Genomic DNA, 16,958 nt, shown 5'->3' with positions numbered 1-16,958 from the left:
GTTACGCCCGAGTGCACCGCTTCCCGATCACCCGAGGCGATCTGTGCCCATCGGAGGCAGGCGGCAGCAGCCATCGACAACTCGACCTGGTTACGGTACGCGCGGCTACGCCATCCGGTCAAACCAGAGGTCACGGGGAGACACTATCCACAGCCTGGGGACAACAACTTGAACCGCACCCACCGCCCTGACTACCGTGGCTGAACTCCGATTCGTTCCCTTGTCCCCTTGAATCTGGCTCCACCCCTTTTGAATCCCGACCCGTCCCACCATCACACGTTCGTGGGACCCGTGAGAGAGCGTGCCTGTGGCTGACGTACCTGCCGATCTTGCCGCAGTGTGGCCACGAGTACTCGAGCAACTTCTCGGCGAGGGCCGCGGGCAGGGCGTCGAGGTCAAGGACGAACACTGGATCCGCCGCTGCCAGCCGCTCGCCCTGGTCGCCGACACCGCCCTCCTCGCCGTACCGAACGAATTTGCGAAGGGCGTACTGGAGGGCCGTCTGGCCCCCATCGTCAGCGAGACCCTGAGCCGCGAATGCGGCCGCCCGATCCGCATCGCGATCACCGTCGACGACTCCGCCGGCGAACCCCCCGCCCCACCGGCACCCCCCACCCCGCCCCAGCCGCGCTACGAGGAGCCCGAGCTCCCCGCGTACGACGGCTACGGCCGCCACCGCGCCGACGACCGCGGGAACGGCGCCCCCAACGACCCGCTGCCCACCGCCCGACCGGCCTACCCGGGCGAGTACCAGCGCCCCGAGCCCAGCCCCGGCAGCTGGCCCCGCCCGACCCAGGACGACTACGGCTGGCAGCAGCAGCGACTCGGCTTCCCGGAGCGGGATCCGTACGCATCGCCGTCCCAGGACCCCTACCCGCAGGACTCCTACGGCGCCCCCACCCAGGACTACCGGCCGCAGCGGATGGAACGGCCCTCCTACGACGGACACCGCTCCGACTACGAGCAGCACCGCCCCGACCACGACCAGCACCGCCCCGAGTACGAGCAGCAGCGGCCCGACTACGACCAGCCGCGCGCCGACTACGACCGCGACGCGCGCCGCGACCTGCCCGACCCGCCCCCCGGCTCCGGCCATGTGCACCGCGGCGGCCCCGTAGGCGCGAACCTGCCGACCACCGGCGCCCCCGGCCCCCTGGCCGCGCAGCCCGCACCGGCCCCCGGCCCCGGCGAGCCCACCGCACGACTGAACCCGAAGTACCTCTTCGACACCTTCGTCATCGGCGCCTCCAACCGCTTCGCCCACGCGGCCGCCGTCGCCGTAGCCGAGGCACCCGCAAAGGCGTACAACCCCCTCTTCATCTACGGGGAGTCGGGCCTCGGCAAGACCCACCTGCTGCACGCCATCGGGCACTACGCGCGCAGCCTCTACCCGGGCACACGCGTGCGCTACGTGAGCTCGGAGGAGTTCACCAACGAGTTCATCAACTCCATCCGCGACGGCAAGGGCGACAGCTTCCGCAAGCGCTACCGTGAGATGGACATCCTGCTCGTCGACGACATCCAGTTCCTCGCGGACAAGGAGTCGACGCAGGAGGAGTTCTTCCACACCTTCAACACGCTCCACAACGCCAACAAGCAGATCGTGCTCTCCAGCGACCGGCCGCCCAAGCAGCTGGTCACCCTGGAGGACCGGCTGCGGAACCGTTTCGAGTGGGGTCTGATCACCGACGTCCAGCCGCCCGAGCTGGAGACGCGCATCGCGATCCTCCGCAAGAAGGCGGTCCAGGAGCAGCTCAACGCCCCGCCGGAGGTCCTGGAGTTCATCGCCTCCCGCATCTCGCGCAACATCCGCGAGCTGGAGGGCGCGCTGATCCGGGTGACGGCGTTCGCGTCACTCAACCGGCAGCCGGTGGACCTGGGCCTGACCGAGATCGTCCTGAAGGACCTGATCCCCGGCGGCGAGGACTCGGCGCCCGAGATCACCTCCACGGCCATCATGGGCGCGACCGCCGACTACTTCGGCCTGACCGTCGAGGACCTGTGCGGCACCTCCCGCGGCCGCGCCCTCGTCACGGCCCGGCAGATCGCCATGTACCTCTGTCGCGAGCTCACGGACCTCTCCCTGCCCAAGATCGGCGCACTGTTCGGCGGCCGCGACCACACCACCGTCATGCACGCCGACCGCAAGATCCGCAATCTGATGGCCGAGCGGCGCTCCATCTACAACCAGGTCACCGAGCTGACCAACCGCATCAAGAACGGCTGACCGAGCCGGCCGACCAACGGCCGCAAGAGCCGTCGTACGACGCCGAGGGCGCCTCCGGAGGAGATTCCGGGGGCGCCCTTCGTCATGTCACGGCCGAACGTCCGGACACCGGCTGTTCGATTAACTGCCGGGTTACGGCCACTCTCCACAGATTCGGTGACTTTCTGACGTCCACAACCTGGGGACTGGGAAGTTGTCCAGACTGTGTCCACAGAGCGGCCTGTTGAAAGAACATCAGACCAGGTCAACTGCTTGTGGATTCGTGGACGAACGATCTCCACAGACTGTGGACAGCCAGAAGATCCACAGGCTGTGCATCAAGTTGTCCACTGGCAACCCACAGGCTGTGGTCAGTTGTCCCCAGCGATTGTCAGCTTCTCCACACCGCTGTCCACTGTTCGGCAACACGACGCGCCATCTCACCGCCCCGAGTGAAAGGCGTCACACGAAGGTGCCGGGTTGGGCTGTGGGAAAGGTGGGTAAAGCTGGGGACGACACTGGGGAGAACTCGCCCCAGCCTGTGCACGGGGTGTGCAGAACTTTCCGTTCTCCACAGAAACCCTGAGTTGTCCACCGCCGCCACCCACAGGCCCCGTGGACAAAATCTCCGCTCTGAGCTGGGCAAACGAGGTTATCCACGGTATCCACAGGCCCTACTACTACTCCCAACTAGAGAGAGCTGGGAATCCGTTTCGAAGAGGGTCCTGTGCACAACTCGCCGTCCGGCTCCCGGCTGCCCCTCGTCACGACTTGACCCCGAGAGGCACCTACTGTCAGTGCCGTGCGTCAGACTGGTCCCCGGTGTCCTCCCCCTCACAGGGGCCGACGACACAGAGACAGACGACGAGGGCCAGGCAGAGCGAGAAGCGCCGGCAACAGCAGGAGGCGGCAACAGTGAAGATCCGGGTGGAACGCGACGTACTCGCGGAGGCAGTGGCCTGGGCGGCACGCAGCCTCCCGGCCCGTCCGCCGGCGCCTGTCCTCGCCGGCCTCCTCCTCAAGGCCGAGGACGGCCAGCTGAGCCTGTCCAGCTTCGACTACGAGGTCTCGGCACGGGTGTCCGTGGAGACGGAGGTCGAGGAGGAGGGCACGGTCCTGGTCTCCGGCCGTCTGCTCGCGGACATCTGCCGCGCTCTGCCCAACCGGCCGGTGGAGATCTCCACAGACGGTGTACGGGCGACCGTGGTCTGCGGTTCCTCGCGGTTCACACTCCACACCCTGCCTGTGGAGGAGTACCCGGCGCTGCCGCAGATGCCGAGCGCCACGGGCACCGTCCCCGGCGAGGTCTTCGCCTCCGCGGCCGCCCAGGTCGCCATCGCGGCTGGCCGTGACGACACGCTGCCCGTGCTGACCGGTGTGCGCATCGAGATCGAGGGCGACACGGTGACGCTGGCGTCCACCGACCGCTACCGCTTCGCGGTCCGCGAGTTCCTGTGGAAGCCGGAGAACCCGGAGGCCTCCGCGGTCGCCCTGGTGCCCGCCAAGACGCTCCTGGACACCGCCAAGGCGCTCACCAGCGGTGACAGCGTGACGCTGGCGCTGTCCGGCTCAGGTGCGGGCGAGGGCCTGATCGGTTTCGAGGGCGCCGGGCGTCGCACGACGACCCGTCTGCTGGAGGGCGACCTCCCGAAGTACCGCACGCTGTTCCCTACGGAGTTCAACTCCGTCGCCGTGATCGAGACCGCCCCCTTCGTGGAGGCCGTCAAGCGTGTGGCCCTGGTCGCCGAGCGCAACACCCCGGTGCGGCTGAGCTTCGAGCAGGGTGTGCTGATCCTGGAGGCCGGTTCCAGCGACGACGCACAGGCTGTGGAGAGGGTCGACGCCCAGCTGGAGGGCGACGACATCTCGATCGCCTTCAACCCGACCTTCCTGCTGGACGGTCTGAGCGCCATCGACTCCCCGGTCGCCCAACTGTCCTTCACGACGTCCACGAAGCCGGCGCTGCTCAGCGGCAAGCCGGCGCTGGACGCGGAGGCGGACGAGGCCTACAAGTACCTGATCATGCCGGTGCGTCTGAGCGGCTGAGCAGCTGACGGTTGTCCACAGGCCGGTGGAGAAGTGAACTCCGGCCTGTGGGAGAACCCGCAGGTGAGGGCGTACGTATGAGCGCCTGTGCCCACGGATGTGCGCGTGCGTCCGGGTTTAGGCTCATGCGTGGGTACGAAGGTGCCCCACACGCCACAGCAACCTAAGGAACAACTGATGGAGCTCGGTCTCGTCGGCCTCGGCAAGATGGGCGGCAACATGCGCGAGCGGATACGCCGCGCGGGCCACACCGTCGTCGGATACGACCGCAACGCGGACCTCGCAGATGTCCACAGCCTGGAAGAGCTTGTGGGCAAGCTTCCCGGGCCGCGCGTGGTCTGGGTGATGGTCCCGGCCGGTGCCCCGACCCAGTCGACCATCGACGAGCTCGCCGAGCTGCTGGAGCCCGGTGATGTCGTCGTGGACGGTGGCAACTCGCGCTGGACGGACGACGAGCGGCACGCCGAGGAGCTGGCTGCCAAGGGCATCGGGTTCGTCGACTGCGGCGTCTCCGGGGGAGTCTGGGGCCTGGAGAACGGCTATGCGCTGATGTACGGCGGCGACACGGAGAACGTGGCCAAGGTGCAGCCGATCTTCGACGCCCTCAAGCCCGAGGGTGACTTCGGCGCGGTGCACGCCGGCAAGGTCGGCGCTGGGCACTTCGCGAAGATGGTCCACAACGGCATCGAGTACGCGATGATGCAGGCCTACGCCGAGGGCTGGGAGCTGCTGGAGAAGGTCGACTCCGTGACGGATGTCCGGGAGGTCTTCCGCTCCTGGCAGGAGGGCACGGTGATCCGGTCCTGGCTGCTGGACCTCGCGGTGAACGCCCTCGACGAGGACGAGCACCTGGACAGGCTCAAGGGTTTTGCACAGGACTCCGGTGAGGGACGCTGGACTGTGGAGGCCGCGATCGACCACGCGGTGCCGCTGCCGGCGATCACCGCGTCGCTGTTCGCGCGGTTCGCGTCCCGTCAGGACGACTCTCCGCAGATGAAGATGATCGCGGCGCTGCGGAACCAGTTCGGTGGTCACGCGGTCGAGGCGAAGTAGCCGTCGGGAGCGCCCGTCGGTGACGGCGGGCGGAACGACCGCCGGAAACGAGAAGAAGTAATCCACACCCTGGGGATGGCACCCTGGCACCCTCGGGAGTGGCCCGGTTGTCCACAACTGGGGAAGGTTGAACCACACGTTGGGGGAGGTCGGCGAACGACCATGCACGTCACGCATCTGTCGCTGGCCGACTTCCGCTCGTACGCCCGGGTCGAAGTTCCGCTCGACCCGGGCGTCACCGCTTTCGTGGGCCCCAACGGTCAGGGCAAGACCAATCTCGTCGAGGCCGTCGGCTATCTCGCCACCCTCGGCAGCCATCGTGTCGCCTCCGACGCCCCGCTGGTCCGCATGGGCGCCGACAGGGCGATCATCCGGGCGCAGGTGCGCCAGGGCGAGCGGCAGCAGCTGGTCGAGCTTGAGCTGAACCCCGGTAGGGCCAACCGGGCTCGTATCAACCGGTCCTCGCAGGTCAGGCCTCGTGACGTGCTCGGCATCGTGCGGACCGTCCTGTTCGCGCCGGAGGATCTCGCCCTGGTGAAGGGCGACCCCGGGGAGCGGCGCCGGTTCCTGGACGAGCTGATCACCGCCCGTTCCCCGCGCATGGCCGGCGTGCGCTCCGACTACGAACGGGTGCTGAAGCAGCGCAACACCTTGTTGAAGTCGGCGGCGCTGGCCCGTCGGCACGGCGGGCGTTCCATGGACCTGTCCACGCTTGACGTGTGGGACCAGCACTTGGCGCGCGCGGGCGCCGAGCTGCTCGCCCAGCGGCTCGATCTGATCGCCGCGCTCCAGCCACTGGCCGACAAGGCGTACGAGCAGCTGGCGCCCGGGGGCGGCCCGGTCTCCCTGGACTACAAGCCGTCGGCTCCCGGCGAGGCGCACACGCGCGAGGACCTCTTCGAGCAGCTGATGGCGGCGTTGGCGGAGGCCCGTAAGCAGGAGATCGAGCGTGGCGTCACCCTCGTAGGCCCTCATCGGGACGATCTGCTTCTCAAACTCGGTCAGCTGCCCGCCAAGGGCTACGCCTCGCACGGCGAGTCCTGGTCGTACGCGCTGGCGCTGCGGCTGGCCTCGTACGACCTGTTGCGGGCCGAGGGCAACGAGCCGGTGCTGGTCCTGGACGATGTCTTCGCCGAGCTGGACGCCCGGCGCCGTGAGCGGCTGGCCGAGTTGGTGGCGCCCGGTGAGCAGGTGCTGGTGACGGCCGCGGTCGACGACGACGTGCCACATGTGTTGGCCGGGGCGCGGTATGCGGTGGCCGAGGGGACGGTGGAGCGCGTATGAGCGAGAACCCGTCGGAGAAGGCGTCGGACGCCGCCAAGAAGGCCCCGGAGCCTTCCGGCGTCGACCTCGCGCGTGTGGCGCTCAGGGCGGCGAAGGAACAGGCACGCGCGCGTGGGGACGCGGCGCAGCAGAAGAAGCAGGCGCGGCGCGGGGGGCTGCGTTCCGGCGCGCGCGCCGACGGCCGCGACCCCTTGGCGCTCGGCGCTGCCATTAACCGCTTGATCACCGAGCGGGGCTGGGAGGCCCCGGCCGCGGTGGGCGGTGTGATGGGCCGCTGGCCGCAGATCGTCGGTGAGGACGTCGCCAAGCACTGTGTGCCGGAGAAGTACGACGAGGACGAGCGGGTCCTGGTCGTGCGCTGCGACTCGACGGCCTGGGCGACGAACCTGCGGCTGCTCGCCCCGACCCTGGTGGCCCGCCTCAACGAGGACCTCGGGCATGGCGCGGTGCGGCAGATCAAGGTGCAGGGGCCGGGCGGCCCCGCCCGTCGGTACGGCCCGCTGCGTGCGCCCGGCAGCACGGGGCCCGGCGACACCTACGGGTGACGGTGCCCGGCAGGGCGCGATCGGGCGGTCCGTGACGGGCTGGTCGGGCTTGTCGAGGGTCCGTCACAGCAGTCCCCGAGGCCTCGTCAGCCACAGGTGACCGACATCACATCAGCAGTTGCCGCCGGCCCCGGAGCGCGGCCGGCGACCTGCTCGTCGTACCACCGCACGCGGTTGCGAATCGCGACCTGACTCCGAAGTAGCCAAGGGTTGACGCCCGGAAGCGCTGAGTGGCTCTCTGAGCCTCTTGGAGCCCCCATCCGCATATCGGGAGTCGGCCGAGCCGGGTTCAGGGCGGCACATGCGGACTCAGGTACCGGCAAACCCCCATCACTGTCGGCGCAACCGGTAGACTGGAAGCCAATCCCGCCCCAAACGTGGGGACCGTCCGGGAAAAGCTGAGCAACGCTGATCAAGGCTTACCAACGCAACATGCCGCAGCCGCTCCGGCAACCCGCCGACGAGCCTGGCTCGTGCTGTGCCAGAAAGGGCGCTTCGTGGCCGATTCCGGCAACCCCAACGAGAACATCCCGTCCACCGACGCCGAGGCGGCCTCGTCGAACGGCGAGGTAACCGCCTCGTACGACGCCAGCGCCATCACCGTCCTCGAGGGCCTGGACGCGGTCCGCAAGCGACCCGGTATGTACATCGGCTCGACCGGCGAGCGCGGCCTGCACCACCTGGTGCAGGAGGTCGTCGACAACTCCGTCGACGAGGCGCTGGCGGGCCACGCGGACACCATCGACGTCACGATCCTCCCCGACGGCGGGGTCCGGGTCGTGGACAACGGCCGTGGCATCCCGGTCGGCATTGTGCCCTCCGAGGGCAAGCCGGCCGTCGAGGTCGTGCTCACCGTGCTGCACGCGGGCGGAAAGTTCGGCGGCGGCGGCTACGCGGTCTCCGGTGGTCTGCACGGTGTGGGTGTCTCGGTCGTGAACGCCCTGTCGACCAAGGTGGCCGTCGAGGTCAAGACCGACGGCTACCGCTGGACGCAGGACTACAAGCTCGGCGTTCCGACCGCCCCGCTGGCCAAGCACGAGGCCACGGACGAGCACGGCACCTCGGTCACCTTCTGGGCCGACCCGGACATCTTCGAGACCACCGACTACTCCTTCGAGACGCTTTCGCGCCGCTTCCAGGAGATGGCGTTCCTCAACAAGGGTTTGAGGATCAAACTCACCGACGAGCGGGAGTCGGCCAAGGCGACGTCCGGCGCGGACGAGGCGGGCGCGGACGAGAGCGCCGAGGTCAAGTCGGTCGACTACCACTACGAGGGCGGCATCGTCGACTTCGTGAAGTACCTCAACTCCCGCAAGGGGGACGTGGTGCACCCGACCGTCATCGACCTCGAGGCCGAGGACAAGGAGCGCAGCCTCTCCCTCGAAGTCGCGATGCAGTGGAACAGCAGCTACACCGAGGGCGTGTACTCCTTCGCGAACATCATCCACACGCATGAGGGCGGTACGCACGAAGAGGGCTTCCGGGCCGCGCTGACCTCGCTGATCAACAAGTACGCGCGTGACAAGAAGCTGCTGCGCGAGAAGGACGACAACCTCACGGGTGACGACATCCGCGAGGGTCTGACCGCGATCATCTCGGTGAAGCTGAGCGAGCCCCAGTTCGAGGGGCAGACGAAGACCAAGCTGGGCAACACCGAGGTGAAGACGTTCGTCCAGAAGGTCGTCTACGAGCACCTCAACGACTGGCTGGACCGCAACCCGAACGAGGCCGCGGACATCATCCGCAAGGGCATCCAGGCGGCCACCGCGCGCGTGGCGGCCCGCAAGGCCCGTGACCTGACGCGTCGTAAGGGCCTGCTGGAGACCGCGTCCCTGCCGGGCAAGCTCTCCGACTGCCAGTCGAACGACCCCACCAAGTGCGAGATCTTCATTGTCGAGGGTGACTCCGCCGGCGGCTCCGCCAAGTCCGGACGCAACCCCGAGTACCAGGCGATCCTCCCGATCCGAGGCAAGATCCTCAACGTCGAGAAGGCGCGGATCGACAAGATCCTGCAGAACCAGGAGATCCAGGCGCTGATCTCGGCCTTCGGCACGGGTGTGCACGAGGACTTCGACATCGAGAAGCTGCGCTATCACAAGATCATCCTGATGGCGGACGCCGACGTCGACGGCCAGCACATCAACACCCTGCTGCTGACCTTCCTGTTCCGCTTCATGCGGCCGCTGGTCGAGGCCGGGCACGTGTTCCTGTCCCGTCCCCCGCTGTACAAGATCAAGTGGGGTCGCGACGAGGTCGAGTACGCGTACTCCGACCGCGAGCGTGACGCGCTCCTGGAGATGGGCCGTCAGCGCGGCAAGCGCGTCAAGGAGGACTCGATCCAGCGCTTCAAGGGTCTCGGCGAGATGAACGCCGAGGAGCTGCGTGTGACGACCATGGACCAGGAGCACCGCGTCCTCGGCCAGGTCACCCTCGACGACGCCGCCCAGGCCGACGACCTGTTCTCGGTCCTGATGGGCGAGGACGTCGAGGCCCGCCGCCAGTTCATCCAGCGCAACGCCAAGGACGTCCGCTTCCTCGACATCTGAGTCGGTCTCAGCTGACCGCACCAGGAAGGACCTTCACCAGCAATGACCGACGAGAACACTCCCGTCACGCCTGACGAGGGCGGCGACATCGCCCAGCGTGTCGAGCCCGTCGGGCTCGAGACGGAGATGCAGCGCTCCTACCTCGACTACGCGATGTCCGTCATCGTCTCCCGCGCGCTGCCGGACGTCCGTGACGGCCTCAAGCCCGTCCACCGCCGCGTCCTGTACGCCATGTACGACGGCGGCTACCGCCCCGAGCGCGGCTTCTACAAGTGCGCCCGTGTCGTCGGTGACGTCATGGGCAACTACCACCCGCACGGCGACTCCTCGATCTACGACGCCCTGGTCCGCCTCGCCCAGCCGTGGTCGATGCGCATGCCGCTCGTGGACTCCAACGGCAACTTCGGCTCTCCGGGCAACGACCCGGCGGCGGCCATGCGGTACACCGAGTGCAAGATGGCGCCGCTGTCGATGGAGATGGTCCGTGACATCGACGAGGAGACCGTCGACTTCACGGACAACTACGACGGCCGCTCCCAGGAGCCGACCGTCCTGCCGTCCCGCTTCCCGAACCTGCTGATCAACGGCTCGGCCGGCATCGCGGTCGGCATGGCCACCAACATCCCGCCGCACAACCTGCGCGAGGTCGCGGCCGGAGCCCAGTGGTACCTGGAGAACCCGGAGGCCTCGCACGAGGAGCTCCTGGACGCCCTCATCGAGCGCATCAAGGGCCCGGACTTCCCGACCGGCGCCCTCGTGGTGGGCCGCAAGGGCATCGAGGAGGCGTACCGCACCGGCCGCGGCTCGATCACCATGCGCGCGGTCGTCGAGGTCGAGGAGATCCAGAACCGCCAGTGCCTGGTGGTCACGGAGCTGCCCTACCAGGTCAACCCGGACAACCTCGCGCAGAAGATCGCCGACCTGGTGAAGGACGGCAAGATCGGCGGCATCGCGGACGTCCGCGACGAGACCAGCTCCCGTACCGGTCAGCGCCTCGTCATCGTGCTCAAGAGGGACGCGGTCGCCAAGGTCGTACTCAACAACCTCTACAAGCACACGGACCTGCAGACGAACTTCGGTGCCAACATGCTGGCGCTCGTCGACGGCGTCCCGCGCACCCTCTCCCTGGACGCGTTCATCCGGCACTGGGTGACGCACCAGATCGAGGTCATCGTCCGCCGTACGAAGTTCAGGCTGCGCAAGGCCGAGGAGCGGGCGCACATCCTGCGCGGCCTGCTGAAGGCCCTGGACGCCATCGACGAGGTCATCGCGCTGATCCGGCGCAGCGACACCGTCGAGATCGCGCGCGGGGGCCTGATGGAGCTCCTGGAGATCGACGAGATCCAGGCCAACGCCATCCTCGAGATGCAGCTGCGCCGACTGGCCGCCCTGGAGCGTCAGAAGATCATCCAGGAGCACGACGAGCTCCAGGCGAAGATCACCGAGTACAACGAGATCCTCGCCTCGCCGGTCCGCCAGCGCGGCATCGTCAGTGCGGAACTCGCCGCGATCGTCGAGAAGTACGGCGACGACCGCAAGACGATGCTGGTGCCCTACGACGGCGACATGTCCATCGAGGACCTGATCGCCGAGGAGGACATCGTCGTCACGGTCTCGCGCAGCGGTTACGTCAAGCGCACCAAGACCGTCGACTACCGGGCGCAGAAGCGCGGTGGCAAGGGCGTACGCGGCACGAAGCTGAAGGAAGACGACATCGTCGACCACTTCTTCGTCTCGACCACGCACCACTGGCTGCTGTTCTTCACCAACAAGGGCCGCGTGTACCGGGCCAAGGCGTACGAGCTCCCGGATGCCGGCCGTGACGCGCGTGGCCAGCACGTGGCGAACCTGCTCGCCTTCCAGCCGGACGAGGCGATCGCCGAGATCCTCGCGATCCGCGACTACGAGGCGGTGCCGTACCTGGTGCTCGCCACGAAGGGCGGACTTGTGAAGAAGACGCCGCTGAAGGATTACGATTCGCCCCGCTCCGGCGGCGTGATCGCGATCAACTTGCGTGAGCGCGAGGACGGTTCCGACGACGAACTGATCGGCGCCGAACTCGTCTCCGCCGACGACGATCTGCTTCTGATCAGCAAGAAGGCACAGTCGATCCGGTTCACGGCCACGGACGAGTCGCTGCGTCCCATGGGCCGCGCCACCTCCGGCGTCAAGGGCATGAGCTTCCGCGAGGGGGACGAGCTGCTCTCGATGAATGTTGTTCGAACCGGTACGTTCGTGTTCACTGCCACCGACGGCGGGTACGCGAAGCGGACCCCCGTCGACGAGTACCGCGTCCAGGGTCGCGGTGGCCTCGGTATCAAGGCCGCCAAGATCGTCGAGGACCGTGGCTCCCTCGTCGGTGCGCTGGTGGTCGAGGAGACCGACGAGATCCTCGCCATCACGCTGGGCGGCGGTGTGATTCGTACGCGAGTCAACGAGGTCAGGGAGACGGGCCGTGACACCATGGGCGTCCAACTGATCAACCTGGGCAAGCGCGATGCCGTCGTGGGCATCGCACGTAACGCCGAGGCGGGACGCGAGGCGGAGGAGGTCGACGGCGATGTGGCCGTCGACGAGACCGCCGAGGATGCCGCCGCGACCATCGGCACGGACGAGGGTGAGGCACCCTCGGCCGAGTAGCACGAGGAGTGAGTCATCGTGAGCGGAGCCACGGGCGCCGGATCGTCCGGAACCCCGACCGGTTCTACGGCCGGTAAGGAGACGGACGGCGGAGGCCGTGGCTCCGCCGCGCGTGCGACGGACACGCACACCACTCAGCTGAAGGCGATCAAGTCGCCCTCGAAGGACTCGCCCTCGTCAGGCGGTGGATCCCAGGGGGGAACCGTGACGGACAGCCGAGGCCCGCAGTCCCAGCAGTACGCGGCCGGCGCGGGTTCGGCCGGTCCCGGCGCCCAGCCGCAGCCGGCGCCCACAGGGGCCCAGCAGGCCGCCGCGGCGCCGTCCGCGTCGCCGCTGCCCGGCGAACGGCAGGCACAGCAGCCCGCCGCCGGGCCCTACCACCCGCCGCAGGCCTACCAGACGCCCGCTCCGGCGAGCGGGGTGCGCAGGCCGCGCACGGGGGCCAGTACGACGCCCCGCACCCGCAAGGCGCGCCTGCGCGTGGCCAAGGCCGACCCGTGGTCGGTGATGAAGGTCAGCTTCCTGCTCTCCATCGCGCTGGGCATCTGCACGATCGTCGCGGCCGCGGTGCTGTGGATGGTCATGGACGCGATGGGCGTCTTCTCGACGGTCGGCGGCACGATCTCCGAGGCCACAGGCTCGAACGAGTCGAACGGCTTCGACCTGCAGTCGTTCCTGTCCCTGCCGCACGTCCTGATGTTCACGTCGATCATCGCGGTCATCGACGTCGTCCTCGCGACGGCGCTGGCGACCCTCGGCGCGTTCATCTACAACCTGTCCGCCGGCTTCGTGGGCGGCGTAGAGCTGACGCTGGCCGAGGACGAGTGACCTGCGGTTGAACCGCGGCTGACCGTCCCCCGACAACCGATTTTGGGACTGCCCCGGTCGTGCGCTAATCTTCAGGAGTCAGCGCGCGGGACACACCGCAGAGCGCGGCGGGGCTATAGCTCAGTTGGTTAGAGCGCATCCCTGATAAGGATGAGGCCACAGGTTCAAATCCTGTTAGCCCCACATGCGAAAAGACCCCCAACCGGTCATGGTTGGGGGTCTTTGGTATGTACGGCCGTCACGCCGTTCGACGGGTATCGAACTCCTGCTCGACCTAGACTTCCCGGATGGCCTTGGAACGGCGACACGTGATCGTGCCCGATGACCAGGACGCCGAGGTGGCCCTCTGGAGGCCCTCGGGCAGCGGCGGCGGTGAAGGATCGTCCGGCGCGGTTGTCAGTGCCGGATGAGAGCCTGGCGGCATGATCGTCGAACGGGCATACGCGCATGTCGCCGAGGCCGAGCTGGAGGAAGGCGGCCAGTGGCCGTGGTCGGTGCCGTGCGTACGGCAGCTGCTGGAGGACGGCCTGACGTTCACCGCGCCGGTCACGTTCCTGGTGGGGGAGAACGGCTCGGGCAAGTCGACGCTCGTAGAGGCGCTGGCAGAGGGGTTCGGCCTGGACTCCTGGGGCGGATCCGCGGGCTACAAGTACGCGAGCCGGCGTGAGCCGTCGGCACTGGGCGGCCGGATACGGTTCGAGGCGACGGCGGCCGGGCGTCGGATGCTGCGCGGGCCTCGGACGCGCCGCAGAGGCTTCTTTCTGCGGGCGGAGACGGCGCTGGACGCGCTGGGCCGGGAACAGGAGACGGGAAGGCTGTCCGGGGCCGCGGACGAGATGAGCCACGGCGAGGGCTTTCTGATGGCCTTCCGCGAGCGGTTTCAGGGGCCTGGGCTGTACGTCTTGGACGAACCCGAGGCCGCGCTGTCCTTCGCTTCCTGTCTTCAACTCGTCGGACATCTGCATGAACTGGGGCGCTCCGGTGCACAGATCGTCTGTGCCACGCACTCACCCGTGCTGACGGCGCTGCCAGGCGCCGAGATCATCGAGGTGGGCGACCACGGAATGCGTCCCGCCGGCTGGCGGGATCTGGAACTCGTCGACCACTGGAGGCGTTACCTCAACGATCCATGGGCCTATCTGCGGCACATCGTCGAAGCAGGGTGAAGCACGCCCTGGGGGCCGTTGTCACAAACGGTGCTGTTGTCACAAGCGGTACTGGGATCAACAGGCGTTGCACAGAGGGGCAAAGGGGGACGGCTCAGGGGGCGAGCCGTCGGTTCAACGCTGGTGCGGGACGAGCGGTTGAGCTGGGGAGCCGGCGTGGGCGCACTCGCGGGTGGCCGAGTCGGACATGGCCGCTTCCGTGTCCGTGAGCGGGCGGTGGCGGCAGCTGGGGGTCTTGCCGTGGGCCTCGGCCCGGATGCGCTGCTTCATCGTGGGAGGCAGGGCCCTGGCGTAGGACCATGCCCAGTGAGGCATCGCCGGCACCGTCAGCTCCGCGTTGCGGTCGCTGTCGTCGCTGCCGCTCTTGCGGGTCGTCTCGGTGTGCGGCACGGCCGCGGCGGCGGAGGTCGAGACGAATCCGAGCGCCGAGAACAGCGCGAGGAAGGCGGAGACAATGGCGGTCCACAGCTTCATGACCTTGTTCCTGGTCATGGCCCCTCACTTTCGGGTTGGGCGATTTGCGTACTTTCCTCATGATGTGTATGGGGGCCGAGAAGTCATGGACCGACGCCCATGACGCGTCGATCTTCAGATGAACAACACTCGAATGGGTGCAAGAAACTCGAAGAGCGCGGAAACACGGAGGAAGCGGAGCGAAGTAACCCTCTGTCGAGGTGTGATCACCCTCCGATCGGAGCGATCTGATCCGCTTCTACTGCGCTGTTCCGGAGGGCAGTTGAGCCCGGACGCAGGTCACCGATCGATATCGGTCGGTGTGTATAGTCGGGCGCCAGAGGTCCCCTACGTCAAGGAAAGACGAGGTCGCGCGGTGAAGAAGCTTCTCCTGGTCGCACTGGCCGCCATCGGCGGGCTCCTCGTGTACCGCCAGATCCAGGCGGATCGCGCCGAGCAGGATCTGTGGACGGAGGCGACTGACTCCGTGCCCACGGGTTCGTGAGTCACCACATCGGAATCTGAAGCAGACCCCGGCCGCCGAGCGGTCGGGGTTTTGTGTGCCCGGGCCTCCTCTCCTGTGCTCGGGCCACTCGTGCGGCGGCGGCGCGGAGCGGCACGGTTCGAGTTGCGGGACCGGCGCGGAGACCTTAGAGCCGGGCGTTTCGGACGGCCGTACGGATTGCGTGGGTGGCGGGCGGCACGGCTGGGCAGGATGGGCGACGGTCCATGGTCCGGCGGCGGCGAGGGGTGGCGCGTGATGAGGAGGCGGCGTACGGCGTGGTGGCGCCGGGCGAAGGCGTGGCGTCGTCCCGCGGCACGCGCGCGCGTGGCCGTCGTAGGGGCACTGCTGCTGTGCATGACGGCTGCCGTGCCGGGCGGAGCCGCGCTCGCGGCCGGAACGCCCAGCCCCTACGCCTACGCGCCGGACGCACAGTTCGTTCCGGGAGCGACGGGCTCCGCGGGCGCCGCGCCTCTCACAGCGGGCAGGACGTACCGCAGCTCCCTGCCGAGCGACGGGAAGATCTACTACAGCCTCGAACTCGACGCCGCCTCGGACGCGTACGTGTCCGCCACCGCCGTCCCCCCAGCCGGCAGCACCATCCGCCCCGGCGACGGCATCAGGGTCTCCGTGGAGGACTCCGACGGCAGCATCTGCTCCTCCGACAGCGAGACCTACGGCATCGTCGCCACCGCCCGTCCGCTCGCGGCGTGGGCCGGGCGTGAAATCTCCGTCAAGCCGACCCGCTGCGCGACCAGAGGCACCTATTACGTGGTCCTCGAGCGCATCAGCACGGTGACTTTCGTGCCGGACCCCTGGGACCTGGAGCTCTTCGCCGTCACGGAGCCCCCTCTAGAGCAGGCCGGCACCACAGAAGCGCCCAAGGGCTGGAACTCCGCCCCGCCGACACCCCTCACCGGCGACGCCGCCCGGCGCGAGGGCGGCTCCGGCTTCGCCTCGGCGGCATCCATCAGGAACGGCGTTTGGAGCTCCGACATCGAGCCCGGCCGAACGCTCTTCTACAAGGTGCCGCTCGACTGGGGGCGCCAGCTGAACGCCACCGCCGAACTGGGCAGCTCCAGCAGCGGCAAGGGCTCCGCGGGCGGCGCCCTGAACCTCTCGCTCTACAACCCCGTGCACGGCTTCGTCGACGAGGCGAGCGTCACCTACGACGGCCGCCAGAAGTCCGCAGAGCTCGATCCCCCGCCTCCGGTCGCGTACGAGAACCGGTACGCCCGGCTCGACCCGCTCAACGGGATGCGGTTCGCCGGTTCCTACTACCTCGTGGTGAACCTCGCGGCCGAGGTCGCCGAGAAGTACGGCGAGGGACCGTTCCGGCTGACGTTGCGCGTGCGAGTGGAAGGCGCGTCGCAGACCGGTCCCAGCTATGCGGGGGAGTCCCAGCCCGAGGGACTCTTCCAGCTCGCTCAGGGCGGGACCGGCGGCGATCAGGCGGCCGGGACGGCGGGCGGGACCGGGAGTGGAGCCGACTCCGCGATGACCGTGCTGGCGGTGAGCGGGTTCGGCACGGGGACTGTGGTGCTGGTGGTGCTCGGGGTGTGGACGGTGGTGGCTCGGCGCAGGGCTGCGGCCCTGTAGGACCGCGAGGGCGGCACAGGGCGCGGCGTGGGCCCCGTCGGCGCGGCTTACGGGCCGAGGTCGTCGTCCGCCCTCCTGCTGTCGCCCCCG

12 protein-coding genes and 1 tRNA gene are annotated in these 16,958 nt (G+C 68.4%); 12 read left to right on the top strand and 1 reads right to left on the bottom strand.

Annotated elements, in window-relative coordinates:
* Nucleotides 1–307 precede the first annotated feature (307 nt).
* The 10 genes from dnaA (at nucleotide 308) to ACFZBP_RS08780 (ending at nucleotide 14,314) form a co-directional block, all read left to right on the top strand.
* A complete protein-coding gene (gene dnaA, locus ACFZBP_RS08825) occupies nucleotides 308–2,227 on the top strand; it encodes a chromosomal replication initiator protein DnaA (RefSeq protein WP_383449679.1) in 1,920 nt (639 codons plus the stop codon).
* A gap of 894 nt (nucleotides 2,228–3,121) precedes the next feature.
* The gene (dnaN, locus tag ACFZBP_RS08820; protein ID WP_217212324.1) at nucleotides 3,122–4,252 is read left to right on the top strand and encodes a DNA polymerase III subunit beta; all 1,131 of its coding nucleotides are present in this window, start codon (nucleotides 3,122–3,124) and stop codon (nucleotides 4,250–4,252) included.
* A 177-nt stretch (nucleotides 4,253–4,429) separates the two neighbouring features.
* Complete coding sequence (gene gnd / locus ACFZBP_RS08815) at nucleotides 4,430–5,305, top strand: phosphogluconate dehydrogenase (NAD(+)-dependent, decarboxylating) (RefSeq protein ID WP_391411211.1); 876 nt, start codon at nucleotides 4,430–4,432, stop codon at nucleotides 5,303–5,305.
* Nucleotides 5,306–5,467: 162 nt separating this feature from the next.
* On the top strand, nucleotides 5,468–6,589 hold the full coding sequence (gene recF, locus ACFZBP_RS08810; RefSeq protein ID WP_383449681.1) for a DNA replication/repair protein RecF: 1,122 nt from the start codon (nucleotides 5,468–5,470) through the stop codon (nucleotides 6,587–6,589).
* Nucleotides 6,586–7,134, top strand: coding sequence for a DciA family protein (locus ACFZBP_RS08805; RefSeq protein ID WP_391411210.1), 549 nt, complete (start codon nucleotides 6,586–6,588; stop codon nucleotides 7,132–7,134). Before recF ends, ACFZBP_RS08805 begins: the two co-directional genes overlap by 4 nt.
* Before the next feature lie 473 nt (nucleotides 7,135–7,607).
* Nucleotides 7,608–9,680, top strand: coding sequence for a DNA topoisomerase (ATP-hydrolyzing) subunit B (gene gyrB, locus ACFZBP_RS08800; RefSeq protein WP_383449683.1), 2,073 nt, complete (start codon nucleotides 7,608–7,610; stop codon nucleotides 9,678–9,680).
* A 42-nt stretch (nucleotides 9,681–9,722) separates the two neighbouring features.
* The gene (gene gyrA / locus ACFZBP_RS08795; protein WP_383449684.1) at nucleotides 9,723–12,320 is read left to right on the top strand and encodes a DNA gyrase subunit A; all 2,598 of its coding nucleotides are present in this window, start codon (nucleotides 9,723–9,725) and stop codon (nucleotides 12,318–12,320) included.
* Between the two features lie 18 nt (nucleotides 12,321–12,338).
* The gene (locus ACFZBP_RS08790; protein ID WP_391411209.1) at nucleotides 12,339–13,148 is read left to right on the top strand and encodes a DUF3566 domain-containing protein; all 810 of its coding nucleotides are present in this window, start codon (nucleotides 12,339–12,341) and stop codon (nucleotides 13,146–13,148) included.
* A 109-nt stretch (nucleotides 13,149–13,257) separates the two neighbouring features.
* Nucleotides 13,258–13,331, top strand: a tRNA-Ile gene (locus ACFZBP_RS08785).
* 239 nt (nucleotides 13,332–13,570) lie between these two features.
* Complete coding sequence (locus ACFZBP_RS08780; RefSeq protein WP_391411208.1) at nucleotides 13,571–14,314, top strand: ATP-binding cassette domain-containing protein; 744 nt, start codon at nucleotides 13,571–13,573, stop codon at nucleotides 14,312–14,314.
* Between the two features lie 114 nt (nucleotides 14,315–14,428).
* On the opposite strand, the gene ACFZBP_RS08775 is transcribed toward ACFZBP_RS08780, so the two are convergent.
* The gene (locus ACFZBP_RS08775) at nucleotides 14,429–14,806 is read right to left on the bottom strand and encodes a DUF6344 domain-containing protein (RefSeq protein ID WP_383449687.1); all 378 of its coding nucleotides are present in this window, start codon (nucleotides 14,804–14,806) and stop codon (nucleotides 14,429–14,431) included.
* Between the two features lie 337 nt (nucleotides 14,807–15,143).
* Here ACFZBP_RS08775 and ACFZBP_RS08770 point away from each other — a divergent pair, with 337 nt between their 5' ends.
* Nucleotides 15,144–15,272, top strand: a complete 129-nt coding sequence (locus tag ACFZBP_RS08770; protein WP_003999697.1) for a DLW-39 family protein — start codon at nucleotides 15,144–15,146, stop codon at nucleotides 15,270–15,272.
* Nucleotides 15,273–15,527: 255 nt separating this feature from the next.
* A complete protein-coding gene (locus ACFZBP_RS08765; RefSeq protein ID WP_391411620.1) occupies nucleotides 15,528–16,868 on the top strand; it encodes a hypothetical protein in 1,341 nt (446 codons plus the stop codon).
* Nucleotides 16,869–16,958: the final 90 nt, after the last annotated feature.

This window comes from Streptomyces sp. NPDC008086 (assembly GCF_042957325.1).
Lineage (GTDB): Bacteria > Actinomycetota > Actinomycetes > Streptomycetales > Streptomycetaceae > Streptomyces.
This window is presented reverse-complemented; position numbering and strand designations above follow the sequence as displayed.

Coding starts and splice junctions, on each gene's coding strand:
- ACFZBP_RS08805 (WP_391411210.1), top strand. CDS start 6,586: ATGAGCGAGAACCCGTCGGAGAAGGCGTCGGACGCCGCCAAGAAGGCC.
- ACFZBP_RS08765 (WP_391411620.1), top strand. CDS start 15,528: ATGAGGAGGCGGCGTACGGCGTGGTGGCGCCGGGCGAAGGCGTGGCGT.
- recF (WP_383449681.1), top strand. CDS start 5,468: ATGCACGTCACGCATCTGTCGCTGGCCGACTTCCGCTCGTACGCCCGG.
- ACFZBP_RS08780 (WP_391411208.1), top strand. CDS start 13,571: ATGATCGTCGAACGGGCATACGCGCATGTCGCCGAGGCCGAGCTGGAG.
- ACFZBP_RS08775 (WP_383449687.1), bottom strand. CDS start 14,806: ATGACCAGGAACAAGGTCATGAAGCTGTGGACCGCCATTGTCTCCGCC.
- gyrA (WP_383449684.1), top strand. CDS start 9,723: ATGACCGACGAGAACACTCCCGTCACGCCTGACGAGGGCGGCGACATC.
- gnd (WP_391411211.1), top strand. CDS start 4,430: ATGGAGCTCGGTCTCGTCGGCCTCGGCAAGATGGGCGGCAACATGCGC.